The organism is Paenibacillus sp. W4I10, assembly GCF_030816325.1.
Classification (GTDB): domain Bacteria; phylum Bacillota; class Bacilli; order Paenibacillales; family Paenibacillaceae; genus Paenibacillus; species Paenibacillus amylolyticus_B.
On record NZ_JAUSXX010000001.1, the window covers coordinates 3,763,534 to 3,784,430 of the forward strand.

Here is a 20,897-nt window from a genome sequence, read left to right on the forward strand (position 1 = left end):
GTAACGCATTCCATAGCTAGAATAAACGATGAATATTTTCTTTTTGAATTAAAACTTATGAATAAAGGTGAACTCATGCGAAAACCAAGAGTGCTCTTATTATCGGAAGGTTTCGGTACCGGTCACACTCAGGCCGCTCATGCGCTGGCACATGGCATCAAAAAAGTCAGTCCACATGTTCACAGTCGTGTCATTGAACTAGGCAAATTTTTGAACCCAACGGTAGCTCCACTAATTTTCTCTGCATATCGAAAGACACTATCGGTTCAACCCAAACTGGTCAGCCTGTTGTACCGCACACAGTACAATAAATCATTAAATGGTTTTACCAAGCTGGCGTTGCACCGAATTTTCTATACACAGACGGCACAGGTCGTATCCCAACTGAAACCCGATGCGGTGATCTGTACCCATCCTTTTCCGAATGCTGTCATCTCCCGGCTCAAACGCCAGGGTCTGAATATCCCGCTCTATACGGTTGTGACGGATTATGACGTGCACGGAACATGGATTAATCCGGAAGTGAACAAATATCTGGTCTCTACCCCTCAGGTCAAAGCATTGCTTGAGATCCGGGGTGTCGATCCCTCCCATATTCAGATCACGGGAATCCCTGTGCATCCAGACTTCTGGGAAGCTGGAGATAAGGTGAAGCTACGGGAAGAGATGGGGCTTCAGAACATGCCTACAGCGCTACTTATGGGTGGCGGATGGGGACTTTCGTTTGATGAGGATCATATGAAAGCTCTCACATCTTGGGCAGATCGTGTTCAATTGGTCTTCTGTCTAGGAAGCAATGAAAAAATGATTGCAAAAATGAAGGAAATGCCTTGCTTCCAGCATCCGAATATTCGTATTCTGGGATATACACGAGAAGTAAGCAAACTGATGGATGTATCCGATGTGCTGATTACAAAGCCAGGTGGCATGACATGCACTGAAGCGTTGGCCAAGGGTCTACCGATGTTGTTTATTCCTCCGATTGCAGGTCAAGAGGAAGAGAACTGTGAATACTTTGTACAAGCCGGATACGGCCAGGTCATTCACTCTGCCTACGTGATTACCAATCGTTTCAGACAACTAGTTGAGCAGGCATCTACTCAAACTGAAAGCCCGCTGAACGTAGCGCATAATTCAGGTAACCATTCGGTCTATGATCCGAAGTGCTGTGCTCAAGCTGTTCATAACTTATTGTTTCCGACTACAGCCGAAGTCACAACAACCTCCGTGGAGCGCTTCACAGCCGGAATTGCTGCCACGTCCTTGTCAGGTACCAGAATACCATTCTGACGTCTCTATGGACCTATAGAATAGCTCTCACGAGGTGTTATAGGGAACAAGACAATTGCTCACGATATACAAAGAAGGTTCCCTTCCGAATTTTTGGAAGGGAACCTTCTTTTATTTTCACGAATTCCACCGTATGATTTGGCAGAAAAAAGGGTAATTTAGAGTATAACGATATTTTAAATAACGAAATAAAACTACGATTCAGGCTTTTTCAAGGGCCGTGTGATGCACACACAGTTAACTACCCTGCCTGTTTGCAGAATTTACGGGTCAATTACTTGTAAAAAGTATGATGACCGATCGTTTTTACTTTTTTCTGCGAGCGAGCAACTGTCAGATCGTCGGCAAGCGTCAATGATAAGAAATAATACGTATCATCGGCAACTTCCTTCTTCCCGTTCAACGCAGCATTCACTGCTTTGATGCTGTCCTCGTTGGGAACCACACGTTTCATACGTCCGTTCGCTACAGGACTAAACTGGGATTTCTGATAGATGACCTTGTAAATGGTATCGGGAAAATTGGCTGACCGCAGCCGGTTTAAGACAACATTGGCAACTGCCACTTTGCCTTCGTACGGTTCACCTTCCGCTTCTGCCATGACGATTTTTTGCAGCAGATGCAGTTCTTTATCGGACACACTGTATGACCAGGTTGCAAGTTTCGAGTCTTCCTGGTTCAGAAGTTTGGTCCGGGTAAAGTATAGTTTTTGGGGGGGAGTTGTTACAGCAGCGACTTCTTTGGCACGTTTCACTTTGGCCAATTTCAGTGCAGCTTCTTTTTTGGCTTTGGCCGCAGCTACCGCTCTAGCTTTGTTCTTGGCCTTGGCTTCTTGCAGTTCCTGCTCTTCTTGAGCAGTCGTAAGCCAGTTCTTCGCTGGCAGAGATTCAGTCCACGCTACGGTTTGGGCAGACAGATTAGAGGACAGACTTGTCCCATCTTCCATCATGCGCCTCTCTTCTTGCGTAGATGTTTGGTTATTTTGCACAGAAGCCGCAAGTTCGGTCATCTGTTTACTATCACTAGCTTCATTCCACTTCCCCGTCGCCTGAACGACATTTACCCCCACTATACATACAAGCAGCACTGATAACATCGGTGCTACCCAACGATTTTTGCTTATAATGTTCATTCGAAGATTCCTCCTGTCGAAACAATTCCCTTAACTAAGTAACCCAAAAAAAAGAATTTGAATAACGATGGCTAATATTACATAGGGATAAACGTTATGTCAATGTGATTTTATGGCATAAAAATGATTATCAGGAAAAAGAGAACGTATCCACGACCTCATACATTGGCGATTGCCCCAGCCTTGTCACATAAAGTACAATGTCCTCCACCATCCATGAATTAGCACCTGTGGAATGTTCCGGAAGCACTCCAGATACCCCTTTATTCTCATTACCTGGAACCTGTCCCAGATATTTTCTGGCAATGGTAATGTGGGGAGCGTAAGGTCTTAATTCAGCTTCATACCCAAGGGGCGAAGTCGCCTGCACGATTTGTTTTTGCAATGAAAACAAGCGCTCTATCTCTCCGCTAACACCTTTCCAAAGCACCTTAGGTGCTTCTTCAAGTCCAAATGTGCCCCAGTCGGAAAGCTGAAGTTCAAATGGCTGGAATCCGCTTGCTGCTGAGCGCAATGCTTTACGCAGGTGCCCGATGTCACTAACTAACGTATCCCCCAAAAATTGCAAGGTTATATGATAATCTCTATGATCTGTCCATTTACGAAAATCCAGCTTGTTCTGTACAAGCCTCGCATCCATCTGAAGAGACTGCTGAACAGCAACAGGAAGACGAATGGCTACAAACAATCTTTCCCGTCGGGATGAATGATCCTGATGTGATTGGTTATTCATTGCATACACCTCTCTAAAGTTCGCTCTATTATTTCATAACTATACATATCGTTTCAAGTTGGGTAAGTATAGAGTGACACAAATATAACCATTTGCAAATAAGGCTAGATTCCTGCATTTCCCACCTTAATGCACATCCAACACCAAATCTGATACACTTTAATTATCAAACTCATCAAACCATTTATCTCAGGAGGACCACACATTATGGGTAAAATTGTATGTTTTCCATCTCTATCCGAAGAACAGCAACAACGCATTCAGAATGCTGCACCGGGATACACCCTGAAATTCGGAAAAGCCAAGGAATTGGACCCCGCTGAGTTGAAAGAAGCTGAGATTATTCTCGGCTGGTCCCCACTCGTCACAGAACATGCATTGAAACAGGACAGCCTGTTGAAGTGGGTTCAGGTCTGGTCTGCTGGTGTGGACAATCTCCCCTTCGCAGATCTGCAACAAAAGAACGTTCAGGTCACCAGTGCAAATGGAGTTCACGCGATTCCAATCACCGAAATTATTCTGGGCATGATGTTATCCCACAGTCGCTGGCTGAGACAAGCTATGCTGCATCAACAGCAGGCCGAATGGAAAACTCCTGCCAAACCACTGCCGGAACTGCATGGCAAAACAGCAGTCATCGTGGGTGTAGGTGAGATTGGTACGGAAACAGCCCGTATTCTCAAAGCAATCGGCATGCGCACGATCGGAGTTCGCCGCTCAGGTAAGGATGTCCCCAATGTGGACCAAATGTACGACATGACTGGTTTACATGAAGCCTTGAGCCAGGGCGATTATGTAATTAACATTTTACCGCTAACTGATGAAACCAAACATATATATGATCAAACTGCATTTGAGCAGTTCCGATCCGGTGCCTGCTTCGTCAATGTCGGCCGTGGCCCCAGTGTGAAAACGGAAGCATTGCTGAATGCACTCCAAAACGGCCAAGTTGCCTTCGCCGCACTGGACGTGTTCGAGGAAGAACCTCTTCCTGCAGACCACCCGCTATGGGGCATGGATAACGTGTTAATTACGCCTCATATCGCAGGAAGTACAGAGCAATACGCGGATCGAGCAGTCGATATTTTCGTCAAAAATCTGGAAGCTTACGTCGCTGGCGATACCCTACCGTTGAACCTTGTGGATTATAGTCATAAATATTAACACAAACACCCGTTCCCATGCAATATTGTGCAAATCAGATCAACGATATCAATAGAACTAAAGGAATATTTCTGTCCTCTACGTTCTAGTGTAAACGGTTAGTTCAATGGATATGTAAGCAATAAAAAAATCTACCTCTGGAAATTTCCCTAAGGTAGATTTTTTTTGTTTTTTACGCTTACATACAAAGCCAAATATGACGTATAAACGTGCCTTTGTGTACTGTTCGGTATTCTTTTACAGCCCATCCGGCTTCCAACAAGTGCTTTTCTACCCACTCTGTGGAAACAATTACCGCCCGTTTTGCCAATCTGCGCAAACTCTCCAGCATGGCTCGTTGCTCATCATCCGGAAGTACAGAGCAGAGATTATAGGGCATGTCCAGAATTGCTGCATCATACAAATCTTGCAGCTCATTCATATCCCCCAGTGTGATTCGATCTGAATCATATCCATAATGCGGCAGATTGATTCGCGCACCTCGGACAGCCAACGGATTCAGATCGTTACCTTTTGCATCAATTCCCATGGATAAAGCCTCAATCACAACCGTTCCCATACCGCAGCATGGATCAAGCAACCGATGGTTTTCTACTCTCGGAACGGCAATATTAACCAGCGCTCTCGCAAGCGTGATGCCAAATCCAGTTGAGTAATTTTGCGGCTTCTGTCGGTGAATCTGCCATGATCGATCCGCTTCTGTCCACTGGCCCAAGATCCATTTTTCTCCTGTTCGGATTAGGCCGAAAGTCACCTTAGGTTGTTTCATCTGTGCCTTGCCTTTAATACACATACCAACTTCTTTTTCCAGTTGACGAAACTGTGCATAATCAGGGGTATGGTCCCCTTCTTTCAGACAAACCACCTTAAATGTCTCTTCAGGCAACAGGTGAATATCTCTGGCAAGAGGAAGCAAATCAGTCACGGCATCCCCTTCGCCGATCACGTCCAGTCTGCCATGGATAAAAGGACTGCGTCCAGGTGGAATACATCGTTCCGACCACACATACGACCCCATATTCATACGGATCTCCAAACTCGGTTCAAGCAGCGTATTCAGCTCCAGCATGCATAATTCTTGCTCGTTCTCGTGGCAAGCAAAGGTGTAGAGGTGTTTCCCAGAAGTAGCGTAAATACCAAGTGTATCATCAGGCAAAATCCCCCTCTCCTTCCTTCATTAATCATGTTTCTTCTATATAAATAGTAAGCTCATTGAAGACATATCAAATACGACTCATACGTTTCCTTTAGGTAGTCATTGTATACAATGTTAGGCTCCTAGACAACTATACATTTCCTTGCACGTATCTATTTGGAAAGAAAAAAAATAAGGTGTTCCCATTGTTTAGGAACACCTTATTTTTTTTTGAGATTATAACATTGGAAACCTAATCATTCTTGCTGGCAAACGTTATAGGCCAACAGCTCATATATCATACTGATTTCTCACCAATCGCCGCCTGCTTGATTCCAGCTTCTTCTATTATAAGAAGAAGGTTATATTTTTAATTTTTCAATGGATGTAAGCAAATCTTCCGATAATTCTTTCAGACTTTGAATGTTGCCGCTAATCGTTTCCATGGAACTTACTTGCTCTTCCGCCGATGCAGAAACTTCTTCCACACTCGCTGCCGATTGTTCCGAAACAGCGGAAATCTGCTGACTGAAATCATTCATTCGTCCGCTTGCTTCCTGCATGCCTGCCAGTCCATCTGTCATCGTGCTGATGACACCAACCATGCCTTCCACTGATTCGTTAATTGTACGGAAGAGTTGACCTGAAGCAAGCACATGTTCCTGACCCAGTTCGGTCTCCTGAACGCCCGTACGTAATTCCGCAACCACACCTTGTGACTCCTGCTGAATATCCTCGGTAATCGCTGTGATCTCTTCGACCGAAGTCTGCACAGCCTCAGATAACTTCCGCACTTCTGATGCAACTACAGCGAATCCGCGTCCACTCTCTCCCGCACGTGCTGCCTCAATGGAGGCATTCAATGCCAGCAGATTGGTTTGACGTGCAATGTCATGAATGACCTGAACCAGCTTGGAAATATCTTCATTTTTACGATTCAACCGTTCCATCTTGTTCATGGAAGCCGAGACCGAACCGGAAATCTGTTGCATCTGCTGCACCGACTGTTCCATCGCCTTGCGGCCATTCAGCCCTTGCTCCAGTACAAGATCCGACATGACGCGTAGCTGACTGCCTTGTTCCGTATGATTCTGAATGTGATCATTCAACACTTCAACCGTACGGGCTGATTCCACGGCTGTCTCTGCCTGGCTCTCCGCGGCCTTGGCTGACTCTTCCATGGTCACAGCAATTTGGCGACTACCAATCTTAACCTCTTCTGAGGATATTGCCAGTTCCCCACTTTGCAGATTGACAGCTTGCGCAATTCTTCTGACGCTCAGAACCATGGAAGTCAGGTTACCTTTCATGTCATTCACCGCTTTGGCCAGAACACCGACTTCATCCTCATGTTTGGTATGTATGTCCTGAACATTCAATTGGCCTTCTGCAATCAGTTTCACCGCACTAATGACACGTAGCAATGGTTTCACGACCTGTGAACGAATAATCGGAATGCTGATCGCTGTAATGACAATCATGACAAGAACACCGATAATGATAATTAATCTACCATCCTGCACCGATCTGATCGTTTGGGCCGCCGCAAGATTGGACTGTTCCTGATTGTATTCCACGAGATAATCAAGATCGACTTGCATGGTGTCAAAGGAATCAGCACCTTTATCAGATACTTCCTTCGCCAGCTGTGTCTGACCCTCATCACTCAGCTTGATCGATTGCGTATTAATCTTGAGATATGCTTCCCATTTGTTCTTGAACGCAGTCCAGTGTTCGAGCTCTTCCGCAGACTTCTCCTGCTGATCATAAATTTTAATCGCCTGCGTCGTTTCACGAATATACTTGGTACGCTCTTCTGACAAAAATGCCTTGTCTGTTTCTTCCGCGTCAAAGTGACGATAACTTAGTGACAGGACATGCTCTGTGGTATAGTTTAACCGATTAATTTGCTGGATTGATGGCATCCAATTGTTCGTAATTTCATTGGTATTGGTTTCAATTGAATTCATCCGGGTGACAATCGTGACACTCAAAACAATTAAACAGAGGATTAACAAGTAGAACGCGATGCTGATACGCAGACCGATACTCTTGATCTTGAATCTGCTGAACATATGATTTCCCCCTTGACCTCTTCGGTCATCCCGAATACAGGTGCGTTTGTCATTGTTTTCCCCTTCTTTTGACCTCTTGTCAAAAGAACTTATCTATATTATATCGATAGGAAAATAGACGTAAAGTATTATAACATTATTTTGTCATTAAGATGCTTGGTTTTGTAAAAGATTGTTGAACCTTGACAAAGTTCAAACCGAAGAGCTGCAGCATACGGTAAAGTCCCGATCTGCAGCTCTTCGGTTTGTTCGGATTTCAACGGCTAACATCTAACGTGATCAGCCTAGTTCAGTATTGCCGTCTTATGCTCAGCCAGCAATCGATATGAATCCAACCTGCGCTCATAATTTGGTCCTGCCGTAACCAGAAGCAACCTCTCCGTATCCAACCTGCTACTCACCTGTTGCAATCGCGCCCATACCTGATCAGCTGTACCTGCATAGTGCCGCACCGATTCATTATGATCAATCACGGCTGCATCATTCGTGTTAGAGACCGTGATACCACTTGAATTCGGCTCAGTTAAACGTTCTTTCCCATTTGCCTCGCGTCTCTCCAACATGTCACGACTCCAGGCCATAGCATCCGTCTCCGACTCGGCACACAATACGCTGACTGCCACCATAACCTCAGGCTCCTTCATAGTTGCACTAGGAATAAATCCTTCCCGGTATCGCCTTACAGCCTCTGTACCATCGGCATCACTCATGAATTGACCAAATACATATCCCATGCCAAACCGTGCCGCAAACTCTGCACTCTTCACGTTAGTTCCCAACATCCAGAGTGATAACGGAAGCTTTGGAATCGGACGAGCTGTCACGGGATGATCCTCGTACATGTAGCGGTCTTCGAGCAATTCTGTGAGTGCTGCAAGTGATTCGGGCAGCTTGGACACATGCTGCAAGTAATTGCCACTGAGTGCCATCGTGGCATGAGGTCCACCGCCAGGAGCACGTCCGAGCCCAAGCTCAATGCGCCCCGGATAGAGCGCAGCCAGCAGGCGGAACGACTCCGCAACCTTGAGTGGGCTATAATGCGGCAACAAGACCGCACCAGAGCCAAGTTGGATCGTTGTTGTCCTTGCTCCGATGTGCGATAACAGTACTTCAGGAGAGGCCGATGCCAGTTCAGCCATATCATGATGCTCTGATGTCCAGTATCGGGCGTATCCCCAAGCCTCGGCATGTTGCGCAAGTGTCACCGATTGTTGAAGTGCCTGTTCCGCTGTGGCATCGTCTAACCTTGGAACAAGGTCAAGTACGCCCAGACTGAACGTCTCACTCATTCGCTTAGCCACGCGTCTCATCTCCCTTTATATCGGTTAATTTTAATCCAGATCGTAGATTGAACCCACCTTCAGCCCGTAGAGTTCATTGTATATTTTCTCGGCAAATGCATCCGTCATTCCTGCGATATAATCGATCACCATGTGTTCCCAAGTCCAGATTGGCTGGGCTTTGGCTTGATCCTTCTCATACCGCTGCAGCCAGTCGGATGGAATAATGGATTTGGACGTTTCCGGATCAAGAAATGCATCCCATAATCGCTTAATCATCCACTCACTGCGCTTCTGTAGCCGCTGCACACGCAGGTCACGAATCATGGTCACCCAGGCAAAACTCTTGAGCACACTCACCGTACGCAGCATATCAAGGTCTTCAGCCCCTTCACGGACAAAAGTTACCTTCTTCCAGTCGCCGTCGTCAATAACGCCAAGGCTGCCTACAAAAAAGCTCACCCAGTAGGCCTTCACTTCACGACGGGTACGCGAGTAATCATGCTCGCAGAACGGCATCTTCTCATTCCAGATGCGCAGGAACGAAGCGAGGACCTCTTCTACTTTTTGCCCAATCGCTTCTCGGGTCCATCCGTTCCAGAACAGATCCTCCAGCGTTGTAATCTTATCCACAATCAGTCGATTCACATGCGGATCTTGCAGGAAATGTTCATGTACTTCAATTTTGCCTGCTTTGATGCCATCCTCCAGGTCATGTGAGGAGTACGCAATATCGTCGCAAAGGTCCATCAACTGTGCTTCCAGTGTCTTCTTGCCTGCTGGCACGTTCCAGCGATCACGGATCTCCCGAATATATTGCCACTCATGATGATACATGCCTTTTTTGCTCTCTGTCCCAGGGTACGGATACTTGTTGATTCCAAGCAATACCGCATCAGACAGGTTCAGTCCGTCGATATCTTCACGCTTCTCCAAGTGCATAATGAGACGGAAGTTGTGCGCATTGCCTTCAAAATGCTCGTATTTCCGTTTTAGCTCGGCACGGACTTCAGACTCCACCTTGGGAACTTTGGCGCTGCGGCTTTTTTTCATGATTTTCTTAGCCTCGGTGTTAATGAGGTCATCCAGAATACCATCCAATACTTCTTCACCTTTATGTCCAAACGGCGGGTGACCGAAGTCATGTGCGATTGCAGCGCACTCCACCACTTCTGAATCAATAATAAGGCCGGGGTTGTCCGCGCGGTCCCAGTCCACCTCGGGAAAACGGCGAATCAGACTTCGGGCAGCCTCTCGTGCAATCTGTGCCACCTCCAGGGAATGGGTCAAGCGAGTACGATAATAATCACCCGTTCCTGCGCCAAACACCTGCGATTTGCCCTGTAACCGACGGAAGGTCGGTGAATGAATGAGTCTCGAATAGTCCCGTTCATACGCTGCACGAGATCCATCCAATTTGGTTAATTCAGGATATTGTCTATGTTCTCTCAGATCGTTCCATTGCATGGGGATCACTCCTAGCCGACTGTCTCTATTTTGAGTGATTATACACAACATCTGTGGTTTCGAAAAGCAAAACCTGTCTGCGATTGTCATCTCTTCTTACATCAACTTGTAATGAACAGTCATCTTCTCTTATTATACCCTGCCAGACTATCATCCGTGCATCTAAATGACAATGATTCATATTGAACTCATTATTCACATATGCTCGCTCCCATAGCTGAACAACCATAAGTACTCACTGTGCCACCAGGTAGCCGTTCCGGTTACGGATCGTTCTTCTGATCGCTGTTGTCTCCAGGTTTTCTGAATTCCCTTTACTAAGGGAAAAACCCGGAGACAAAGGCGAACGCTTCGCTTCTTCAGAATCGATTCCGTCCCCTTCACTACTTTTGCTGTTTGATTCACTCCCAATTTAAATGTCATTACATTCCCTATAAAGGGAGAATTCTTCAAAATTTTGAAAGGCTAATGAATTTCATTACAATGTTCATCCATCACTACAATGATAGTCTGCCTCCCCCGCGCCCTCCCCGTTGTGGGTAAAAACAAAAAAAACCGACAGGACTGAAACGCCCTGTCGGGGTGGAGATGGTGGGTGCAACGGAATTTTGTAGTTTCCAGCTATATAGAGTCTTGGACCCTGAAACTGCATGGAACATTCCATTACTTTTGATTCAGTGCACCGTTATTACATCACTGCGATATTGCAGAAGTTCACACCATAACCTTACAAATATCGTTGGTGAACTCTACTGGATCTTGAATTGGCAGTCCCTCAATTAACAATGCCTGATGGTACAGCAGGCTTGTGTAGAGGTTCAGTTTTTCCTGATCCTGCGCGAAAGCGTCTTTCAACGATTTGAAAACATCGTGATTCACGTTGATTTCCAGCACTTTATCAGCCTGTACGTTTTCGCTGTTCGGCATAGCTTTCAGGATTTTCTCCATTTCAATCGTCAATTCACCTTCGGTGGACAAACATACCGGATGGCTTCTGAGGCGTTTGGAAGCTTTAACCGCTTTGACTTTACCAGCCAATTGAGCTTGCATCGCTTCAAACAACTCTTTGTTGTCGTTGTCCTGAGCGTCCGTTTCTTCTTTGTCCGCGTTATCTTCGATACCCAGGTCACCACTTGAGATGGATTTGAATTCTTTCTCCTTGTAGTTCGTGATCATCTTGATTGCAAACTCGTCGATGTCATCGGTAAAGTACAGTACTTCGTACCCTTTCTCAAGAACACCCTCGATCTGTGGCAGCTTCTCAATACGACTAATGGACTCACCGGATGCATAGTAGATGTACTTCTGGTCTTCCGGCATTCTGGAGACGTATTCGTCCAGGCTCACGAGTTTGCTCTCTTTGGAAGACGTGAACAACAGCAGATCCTGCAAAGTATCCTTGTTCACACCATAGTCGCTATATACGCCATATTTCAATTGACGACCAAACGCTTGGTAGAACTTCTCGTAGTTCTCACGCTCGTCCTTCAACAGGCTTTGCAGTTGGCTCTTGATTTTGTTCTTAATGTTCTTCGCGATCAGGCTAAGCTGACGGTCATGTTGCAACATCTCACGGGAAATATTCAGGGACAGGTCTTCCGAATCCACCATACCTTTGACAAATCCAAAGTAATCTGGCAACAGATCCCCGCATTTATCCATGATCAATACACCGTTGGAGTAAAGTTCAAGGCCTTTTTCATACTCTTTCGTGTAGTAGTCAAACGGCGTGTTCTCCGGGATAAACAGGATTGCATTGTATACCACAGCGCCATCTGCGCTGATGTGCAGGTGTTTGAGCGGTTTGTCAAAACCGTAGCGTTTTTCCATATAGAAGTTATTGTAATCTTCTTCGGTCAGTTCGCTTTTATTTTTACGCCAGATCGGCACCATGCTGTTCACGGTTTGTTCTTCTTGGTATTCCTCGAACTCGTTCTCCGTGCCCTCTTTCGGACGTTGACCCGTTACATCCATCTTGATCGGGTAGCGAATGAAGTCAGAGTATTTCTTGATGATGGATCTCAGGCGGTACTCTTCCAAAAACTCGTCATACGAATCTTCTTCGGTATTTTCTTTGATCGTCAGCACGATCTCTGTACCTACGGAATCTTTCTCAGCTGGTGTGATCGTGTAACCATCCGCGCCTTCGGACTCCCATTTCCAAGCCTCGTCGCTGCCCAGCGTTTTACTTGTTACGGTCAGCTTGTCCGCAACCATAAATGCAGAGTAGAAACCAACCCCGAATTGTCCAATGATGTTGTGGCCGTCTTTAGCTTCATTTTCCTTCTTGAACGCCAGGGAACCACTCTTCGCGATAACCCCCAGGTTGTTCTCCAGCTCTTCCTGCGTCATCCCGATTCCGGTATCCGTCAGTGTGAGCGTGCGATTCTCTTTGTCGATCGTAAGCTTGATGAAGTAGTCCTCTTTGTTGAAAACGAGCGTATCGTCTGTCAGTGCTCTGTAGTAAATTTTATCAATGGCGTCACTGGAGTTGGAGATCAATTCTCTCAAAAAGATTTCTCTTTGGGTATAAATGGAGTTGATCATCATATCCAGCAAACGTTTGGATTCTGCCTGGAATTCTTTTTTAGCCATGAGTGGTTGGGACTCCTTTCAAATTGGATATCGAATGATTTGATTGAAAATAGGAAGTAAATCCTTGAGTGTTTCATGCAAAACTTAATGGTACCAGAACATCATTCGAAGCTTAAACGCTTGATCATTAGATCCAATAGATTGCTAATCTTCAAAATGCCTGACGTTCTGCAATGTAGCCGTTCCGGTTACGAATCGTTTTTCGGATCGCTGTTATCCCCAGATTTCTTTGATTCCCTTTTAAGAAGGGAGAAATCCGGTGATAAAGGCGAACGCTTCGCTTCCTCCAAATCGATTTCGTCCCCTGCACTACTTTCGCATTTATCAGGAACTTGTATGAGGATTAGAGCCTTCTATTTAGATGGAGTCTGTTGATTAAGCAATCATTTCGCTTCTTCAGGTCTGTGCGCCCCTTGGCTTCACATGTCCTACTCAGGTTCAATCTCTATTTTCAAAAACAGAATCATTCCATATGTAGTCGTGTAGTAAAACATCATTTGTTAGCACTCTAATGATCGGAGTGCTAAACCCTTCCTTTTATATAACATATGGGAAAATTGGGTGTCAATACGCAGGCGGTTATTTTAACAAAAAGATCGAATAACCCTTCTACTTTTGCACATCACCAATCATTTTAACGTAATCCCGCAGGTAAAACAAAAGCCGCCTCGAACCAAAGTTCGAACCGGCATAGAAGAAACAATTACGGTTAGAATTAGAAACTTCTACTTTTTCGCCATTTTCGGATCAAGGGTATCGCGCAGGCCATCGCCCATGAGGTTGAAGCCGAGAACGGTCAACATAATGGAAACGCCGGGGAAAATCAGTGTCCACGGTGCTTTTTGTATAAACTGACGGGAGTCCGACAGCATTTTACCCCATTCCGGGTCGGGTGGTTGTGCGCCCATGCCCAGAAATCCGAGTGCAGCAGCTTCGATGATCGCCGTTCCAATTCCCAATGTACCTTGCACGATCAGCGGAGTAAGGCTGTTGGGCAAGATGTGGCGAAACAAGATCCGCCCGTTGCCCGCTCCGAGTGTCCGTGCCGACGTAATGAATTCCTCCTGTCTCAAGCTAAGTACCCGTGAACGCACCAATCTTCCGTAGGTCGGGACGTTCACGATGGCGATGGCGAGCAGTGCATTTTGCAACGACGGGCCCAATATCGCCACAATGGCGATGGCCAGTAATATCCCCGGAAAGGCGAGCAAGATATCAAATAGACGCGAGATAAGCATGTCCGCCCATTTTCCATAAAATCCGGCAATCAGCCCCAGTAGCGTACCCGCGATAATGGAACCAATGACGGAGAAGAACCCCACCCACAAGGAAATACGCGCCCCATGCAGCACTCTGGAAAACACGTCACGCCCCAGATCATCCGTACCAAACCAATGCTCTGCCGAAGGGGCCTGAAGCCGATCCACCAGCACCTGTTCCTTGTAATCGTAAGGTGCAATGTATGGCGCGAGGAAGGCCAACAGGATAAAAAATACGATAATAATCAGACCTGCAAGCGCAAGCCGATTTTTCCGAAACGTTCTCCACGCTTCCCGCCATGGACCGGATGTGCTCGCCGACGCAGCGTCAATGGATGGTCCGGTATTGGTCGATAATTTGGCCATGCGGCGTCTCCTTTCATGGATATGAATGATTGATGAATTCCCTATTTATAACTAATCCGAGGATCAAACACGGCGTAGAGCAAGTCCACAATCAGATTGATCACCACGAAAAAGAACGCCACGATCAGAATGCCACTCTGGATCACCGGATAGTCCCGCGAACTAATCGCTTCATATATATAACGTCCCACGCCCGGCCAAGCAAAGATCGTTTCGGTCAACACCGCACCCCCGAGCAACGATCCGGTCTGGATGCCGATAACCGTGAGCACAGGGATAAACGCATTTTTGAGTGCATGTCCATATACGACAAAAAACGGACCCAGTCCCTTCGCCTTTGCTGTACGAATGTAATCGGAACTCATGACTTCCAGCATGCTGGAACGGGTCATCCTTGCAATAACGGCCATCGGGATCGTACCAAGCGCAATACTTGGGAGCAACAAATGTTTCGTAACGGTCCACAACTGATCCCAGCGTCCGGCAATCATCGTATCTAGCACATACAAGCCCGTGATGGCTTCAACCGGATCTCGTGCGTTCATGCGCCCAATGGATGGCAGCCACTGCAACTTGTTCGCGAACAGCCATTGTTCCATCAGACCGAGCCAGAAGATTGGCATGGATACACCCACCAAAGCAATGACCATACAGCAATAATCAAACCAGGAGTTGTGCTTCCATGCACTGACAATCCCGGCATTCACTCCAATAATGACAGCAAACAACATACTTGCCATTGTTAATTCAAGGGTTGCTGTCAGATAAGGCACAATTTCCTGGGCAATAGGCACCTTGGTTCGGATGGATGTTCCGAGGTCTCCTTTGAGTAAATCACCCAAGTAGGCAAAATATTGCTGGAACCAGGGTTTATCCAGACCGAGCTGGTCACGAAGGGCCTGCTTGGATTGTTCGGTTGCCTTTTGCCCAAGTATGGTCTCGGCCGGGTCACCCGGAATCGCGTGGATGATGGAAAAGACGATCAGGGTCATGCCCAGCAGTACGGGCAGCAACACAAGCACACGTTTGACAATATAGCTGTTCAATCCTGTTCACCTGCCTTCGACATATCGTGCAAAATAAAAAGCGCCGGCAGAAACGCATGCTTTGGATAGTTACGTCCGGATGTGGGTTCTGCCAAGCATTTCGTCTTACCAGCGCTTTAATAGAAAGAATTAAAACGTAATCACTCCGAACTGTAGTGCCATCTTCAGATCGCAGTTATCCTGAAATGGATAAGTTCAGCTTACAGCTTACTCAAAATAAGCACCGGCATAGGATTCGGTGCCCAGTGGAGAAGGGACGAAACCTTTCAGGTTGGCTTTACCTGCCAGAATTGGCGTCGTGTGTACCAGAGGAATCCATGGTGCGTCTTCCTTGATCATCTCCTGCGCTTGTTTGTAAAGCTCCGCACGTTTCTCCTGATCTGTTTCTTTCTGTGCACCCGTCAGCAATGTGTGTAATTCTTCGTTTACATAATAACTGCGGTTGTTGCTTGGAATGGCATCTTTATCCAGCAATGTATACAGGAAGTTATCCGGGTCACCATTGTCACCTGTCCAGCCGAGCATGTAAATGTCGTCCTTCTCCCCGGCCTTTGTATCTTCGAGATACGTTGCCCACTCCGGTGATTCGATGGTGACTGTCACTCCGATTTTCTCAAAATCGGCCTGGATCGCTTCCGCAACCTTCTTGCCATCAGGCATATACGGGCGGGATACCGGCATCGCATAGAAGGTTATCGGATCAGGCAAACCGTCAGGGAAGCCAGCTTCGGCCAATAGAGCTTTTGCTTTTTCCAGATCATATGGGTAATCCTCAATGGTATCGTTGTACCCCCACAGCGTTGGCGGCATCGGGTTAACAGCAGGCTCAGCTTGTCCAGCAAAGAACGCATCAATAAGGGCCTGCTTGTTCACCGCATGGTTGAGGGCTTGTCTGACTTTGACATTATCAAATGGTTTCTTCTTGAAGTTAAAGCCGATATACGCCACGTTGAACGGTGGACGCTCAATCTTCTGCAACTCGCTGTTGCCTTCAAGGATGGACAGATCGTCCGGGTTCAAGTCTTCCATGACATCAATCTCACCGTTTTGCAGGGCATTGAAGCGAGCGGTATTATCCGGAATGGAACGAACGATTACTTTGTTCAGCTTTGGCAGTCCTTCTTTCCAATAATCCGCGTTTTTCTCCAGGGTGATGGAGTCGTTACGCTTCCACTCTTTGAATACAAATGGGCCCGTGCCCACAGGCTCGCTCTTGAAGTTTTCTTTTTTCTCCTGAACCGCTTTTGGGCTGGCAATGCCAAATGGCGTCATCGCAATATTTTGCAGGAAAGGCGCTTGTGGCTGGTTCAATGTGAACTCCACCGTAGTCTCGTCCGTCGCCTTCACTTCCTTGATCACACGTCCGTCCTCTGGACCAAACATGGAATCGTAATAATCGAAGGAATCTCCCTCGAATTTATATTCACTCGCCGGATCACCCCAGCGGTTGAAGTTGAACACAACAGCCTCGGCATTAAAATCAGTTCCATCATGGAATTTCACACCGGACTTCAGCTTAAACACATACTTGAGTCCATCCGCCGAAATCTCCCAGCTCTCTGCCAGTCCAGGAACGACTTCTGTTCCGCCTTCCTTGTAGTCCAGCAACGAATCAAATACCTGATGCCCAATCTTCAGAGACTCCCCATCTGTTACAATCGCCGGGTCGAGCGCTACGGAATCCCCGCCGCGGCCCATGATCATCGTATCTTGCGCTTCTGTCACTTCGGCTGGTGGCTCGCTGCCTTCCGCCGGAGCAGGCGAATTCCCAGCCCCCTCATTGCTCGAACAGCCTGACAACACCAAGACGGTGCTCAAAGCAAGAGTCAAAAAACCGGACATCCATTTCTTTCTCATTCGCATACGTACAACACCCTTCCCTGTCTCATAATGTGTGTGATGCTGGCATGAAAGATCTCCAATGTTGGCAATCGGTTTGGTGCTATGTATCATATAAAAGGCTTTAAGTGCCTGCGATACCTGAATTAATGTTCTGGGAAAAGTAAGGCATGTATATGAAACGTAAAAAAGTATGGAATACAGGTACATAACAGATCGGGCACATTGAGTGAGGACATGAATTGATTACTTTTATAGAAAAGAAAAAGATTCCTAAAGTATCCTGTGAGATGAATCTATGAAATTGAATGAGAGATTGTTGCGATTTATTTGAACTTAGGTCAATAAATAACCGCAAATGGTTACGGACCGGTAAGAGCAAGTTCAAGTCAGTAGATTAGAAATACAGATGGACATATGGATACTACGCTGCTGGGTACCAATAAAATCTGTTCCTTGAGCGGGTCGCGGGTCGTCTTGAGTATGCAGTGCGGGAGCTGGACTAGGTATCGTTTGCAATACGGACGAAAGAAACTCAACATAGGCTAGGTTGTTTAGATCGTGTAAGTTTTTTAAAACGGTGGTTTTCTCTTGCAGATTGGATGTGTATAACGTATGAACGAGTCATCTTGAGATGTTGGATTGTACAACAGGGAGACATTACAATAACTTCATATGTTATGGTTTTGTCATGATGAGGAGGATTGTGTAAATAAACTGTGGTGAAAAACAATTTCGTGTAACTTACTTTACATCACATTAATCAATTAGACAAGAGATTTATAGACATAAGTCTTCAACTTTATTATATGCGTTAATATTACTTACACAAAACACAAAAAAGGAACACAGTTCGACAAAAAACGTCTCGTGTTCCTTCTCCACTCAATCCACATTTATATAAGATCAACATATTAATTTGCTAAGAATCAGCTCACTTTTTAAACAAACCTCTACGATGCATCACGGTAATAAAACGGTAAAAATCATAACTCGCCCCATTATCGATGCTGAACAATGGATTTTTGGTGTCATATGCCAGTGCTGCATCCACAGCAGCTTTCGCCCATACTGGAACTTCCATTTGCTGACGCGCCTGCAGTTTATCGACCTGGGATTTGAGCGCGTCAAACGCTACTTTCTCTTCGGCTGTCATCGGTTCGCCCCCTTTCGGTGGTTCAGTCGGTGGATTCGGGTGACTTGGATTCGTTGGATTGGAAGGCTCCGGTGGTTTTGGAGTGGCTGCTGCGTATCTTGCTCTGAGCTGTGCCGCTGTTCCCTCGAATTCATTCATATCCACGTTGCCGCTAATGCCATTCACCTTGCCTGAATCTGTATACTGCCAGAACGTCCAACGCTTCCATGCCGGCTGGTCGTCCGGTACACGGGTATTGCTGTAACGCGCGATCCACAGATCGTATGAGCTGAGTGATGTATCAAAATTCCCGGCAAATGAATTGCCCGTGTATATGATCGGTTTTACACCTGTCAGACGTTGTAATTCGATTAAAAAAGCTTTGGCAACCGTATTCATCTGCGCTTTGCTCAGGTTGCCTGGGTTGTTCTCGTAGTCCATAACAGGTGGAAGTTGTAACGCTTTGGCGCCTCCAACTTTGTTAAGCGTATTGGCGTAATGTGCCGCTTCAGCTTTGGCACCATCGGTAGAGTTTGCGCGGAAGAAGTGATACGTTCCGACCAGCATGCCCGCCGCCAGTGCACCTGTTACATTTTTCTGGTAATTCGGATCGGTATATGTCTGCCCCTCGGTTGCCTTGATGAATACAAATGTCATGCCACTTGCCTTCACCTTCGCCCAGTCAATATTGCCCTGGTATCGGGAGACGTCAATGCCCTGTGTGTTGCCCGAACTTCTCGTTTGCATGTTTCTCACACCCTTTATGCGGCAAATTGCCGTTTGTATATAGTTAATGCGGTTGGATCAGGGGTTGCTTGTGTGCGTGTCCCTCATGTGTTTGAAATGAACTGAGCCTTGTCCACACGGACACTCCGATGACAGAATAACCTTCTAATCGCTGTTATCCCCAGATTTTTTTATTCCCTTTTCTAAAGGGGAGAATCCGGGGATAAAGGCGAGATTATACTTACGAAGTAGCTTTCTTTCAGAAAGCTTTTAGCTTCGCTTTTTCAGGTTTTTTCTGTCCTCTCCGTTATTGTGTAAAATGTTAAGTTCAATCTGTATAGATGTATAATATCTCATTAATTATTCAGATTAGTTTTTGTTTAATTTGCATTCTTACTAATCAACAAATGTTTAATATAACTCTAAACTAGCAATATTAAACGCTACTTATCGTTATCTTTGATTGTTGGTAATTCTGTGTCGTCAGGATCAGCCTGTGAAAAAGAGTCTTTGACACTTGGGGAGAAGTTACCGGGGAGTTCCCCGGTTCCCCCTTTGCCCTTGAGCACTTCAATGGCTTGCCGAATCACCGGCGGAATCGGAGCGCCTAACTTGCCCCCATTTTCGATAATGGACAACAACTCATTTGCGATATAAAAAAAGGCGACCGCATCCCTGAACAGATGTCCGTCTCCCAGAACACCATCCACCAGATGAGCCACCGATACCATTGCAAATATGAATACCTTTCGCGCAATGCCGAAGAAGCCAACATTACTTTCTAACTTGCCGCTCATACCCGCCGCCGCGAAACCGGTAAGGTAGTCGAGGATGACGAATACAAGCAATACGCCGAGCACGCCTGACCAGCCTCCGAAGAAGTAAGTTGCTGAACTGCTCATGAGTGCAATTCCCCATTTCCATAGGGTTTCCAAACGTTCCATGGTTTCACCTCCTTTATACTCAAAATAAAAACCCACACCTCTCCAAAAGGACAAAAAAACGCTCCATTATCAGGCGTATCTGCTACTCCATATCGCCTTCGCCAAGTGCTTCAGCCACTTTTTCGCGGCTCTCTGATGGCACTTGCTCAAGGGAGATCATGCCCTTTTGAATCAACATCACATATACAGCCAACATCGTTTCACCACCCCTCATGAGTGCTATACCACAGCGGATTAGTAGACCAGCAAACCTATCCTTATCCTTCACTCGACCCACTGCCTTAAGCCATCGCCAAAATCATAGCATGCAGCTCCATGAGAGCAACTTGGTTGAGCGTGCTTTCCTCAGTCAACTGTGTATTCTTTGCTTCAGCTTCCGCTAGACGCTGCTTCAGATAGTCCAGCTCCGAAGGTTCTTCAGGCTGCGATTTGATCAGTTCGTCAATCTCTTCCTGGCTTAACCCTTCGCTCCATAGGGCAGGTAAACTCTCCTGGCGATTACCTTGTAAGGCCGTTTGGTAATCATCCCAGGCTTCCAGATTGAAGTGTGGATGAAACAGGCCAGCAGGAACCGGAATGCCCACAATATAACCGGCAATATCCGGCTCAGGCTCGGCATAAAAAGGGACGACACCGAAAAAGGCATCGTCCACCAACTCGTCCTCGATATAGAGGCCTTCTGTATTTACTTTAGGTACGGCTTTCATATTA

16 protein-coding genes are annotated in these 20,897 nt (G+C 46.3%); 2 read left to right on the forward strand and 14 right to left on the reverse strand.

Annotation, left to right across the window (positions count from 1 at the left end; all coding sequences use genetic code 11):
- Positions 1–75: 75 nt before the first annotated feature.
- Positions 76–1,290 (forward strand): MGDG synthase family glycosyltransferase, encoded by a 1,215-nt coding sequence (locus tag QF049_RS17040; protein WP_307543283.1) that lies wholly within the window; start codon positions 76–78, stop codon positions 1,288–1,290.
- A gap of 274 nt (positions 1,291–1,564) precedes the next feature.
- On the opposite strand, the gene QF049_RS17045 is transcribed toward QF049_RS17040, so the two are convergent.
- Positions 1,565–2,422: a cell wall hydrolase gene (locus tag QF049_RS17045; protein WP_091033869.1), complete on the reverse strand. Its 858-nt coding sequence runs from the start codon at positions 2,420–2,422 to the stop codon at positions 1,565–1,567.
- Positions 2,423–2,552: 130 nt separating this feature from the next.
- On the reverse strand, positions 2,553–3,155 hold the full coding sequence (gene thpR / locus QF049_RS17050; protein ID WP_307539088.1) for an RNA 2',3'-cyclic phosphodiesterase: 603 nt from the start codon (positions 3,153–3,155) through the stop codon (positions 2,553–2,555).
- Positions 3,156–3,362: 207 nt separating this feature from the next.
- Between thpR and QF049_RS17055 the strand changes: the two genes are divergently transcribed.
- The gene (locus QF049_RS17055; RefSeq protein ID WP_307539090.1) at positions 3,363–4,319 is read left to right on the forward strand and encodes a D-2-hydroxyacid dehydrogenase; all 957 of its coding nucleotides are present in this window, start codon (positions 3,363–3,365) and stop codon (positions 4,317–4,319) included.
- Positions 4,320–4,497: 178 nt separating this feature from the next.
- Here QF049_RS17055 and QF049_RS17060 read toward each other — a convergent pair whose 3' ends face one another.
- The 12 genes from QF049_RS17060 to QF049_RS17115 all read right to left on the reverse strand — a co-directional run bounded on the left by QF049_RS17060 (position 4,498) and on the right by QF049_RS17115 (position 20,893).
- Positions 4,498–5,475, reverse strand: coding sequence for a TRM11 family SAM-dependent methyltransferase (locus QF049_RS17060; protein WP_307539092.1), 978 nt, complete (start codon positions 5,473–5,475; stop codon positions 4,498–4,500).
- 341 nt (positions 5,476–5,816) lie between these two features.
- On the reverse strand, positions 5,817–7,529 hold the full coding sequence (locus QF049_RS17065; RefSeq protein WP_307539094.1) for a methyl-accepting chemotaxis protein: 1,713 nt from the start codon (positions 7,527–7,529) through the stop codon (positions 5,817–5,819).
- A 284-nt stretch (positions 7,530–7,813) separates the two neighbouring features.
- Positions 7,814–8,839, reverse strand: a complete 1,026-nt coding sequence (locus QF049_RS17070) for an MsnO8 family LLM class oxidoreductase (RefSeq protein ID WP_373428259.1) — start codon at positions 8,837–8,839, stop codon at positions 7,814–7,816.
- Positions 8,840–8,860: 21 nt separating this feature from the next.
- Positions 8,861–10,276, reverse strand: coding sequence for a deoxyguanosinetriphosphate triphosphohydrolase family protein (locus QF049_RS17075; RefSeq protein WP_076209597.1), 1,416 nt, complete (start codon positions 10,274–10,276; stop codon positions 8,861–8,863).
- Positions 10,277–10,990: 714 nt separating this feature from the next.
- Positions 10,991–12,871, reverse strand: coding sequence for a molecular chaperone HtpG (htpG, locus tag QF049_RS17080; RefSeq protein WP_307539096.1), 1,881 nt, complete (start codon positions 12,869–12,871; stop codon positions 10,991–10,993).
- Between the two features lie 725 nt (positions 12,872–13,596).
- Positions 13,597–14,496: a nickel transporter permease gene (nikC, locus tag QF049_RS17085; RefSeq protein WP_307539098.1), complete on the reverse strand. Its 900-nt coding sequence runs from the start codon at positions 14,494–14,496 to the stop codon at positions 13,597–13,599.
- Positions 14,497–14,537: 41 nt separating this feature from the next.
- Positions 14,538–15,542: an ABC transporter permease gene (locus QF049_RS17090; RefSeq protein ID WP_249911555.1), complete on the reverse strand. Its 1,005-nt coding sequence runs from the start codon at positions 15,540–15,542 to the stop codon at positions 14,538–14,540.
- Positions 15,543–15,749: 207 nt separating this feature from the next.
- Positions 15,750–17,399 (reverse strand): ABC transporter substrate-binding protein, encoded by a 1,650-nt coding sequence (locus QF049_RS17095; protein WP_307539101.1) that lies wholly within the window; start codon positions 17,397–17,399, stop codon positions 15,750–15,752.
- A gap of 916 nt (positions 17,400–18,315) precedes the next feature.
- Positions 18,316–19,263, reverse strand: a complete 948-nt coding sequence (locus QF049_RS17100) for a glycoside hydrolase family 25 protein (RefSeq protein WP_307539103.1) — start codon at positions 19,261–19,263, stop codon at positions 18,316–18,318.
- 422 nt (positions 19,264–19,685) lie between these two features.
- Positions 19,686–20,186 (reverse strand): phage holin family protein, encoded by a 501-nt coding sequence (locus QF049_RS17105; protein ID WP_307539105.1) that lies wholly within the window; start codon positions 20,184–20,186, stop codon positions 19,686–19,688.
- Positions 20,187–20,268: 82 nt separating this feature from the next.
- Entirely contained in the window at positions 20,269–20,382 is a 114-nt protein-coding gene (locus QF049_RS17110; protein WP_307539107.1) for a CD1375 family protein, read from the reverse strand.
- Positions 20,383–20,467: 85 nt separating this feature from the next.
- Entirely contained in the window at positions 20,468–20,893 is a 426-nt protein-coding gene (locus QF049_RS17115; RefSeq protein WP_307539109.1) for a hypothetical protein, read from the reverse strand.
- Between the last annotated feature and the right edge of the window lie 4 nt (positions 20,894–20,897).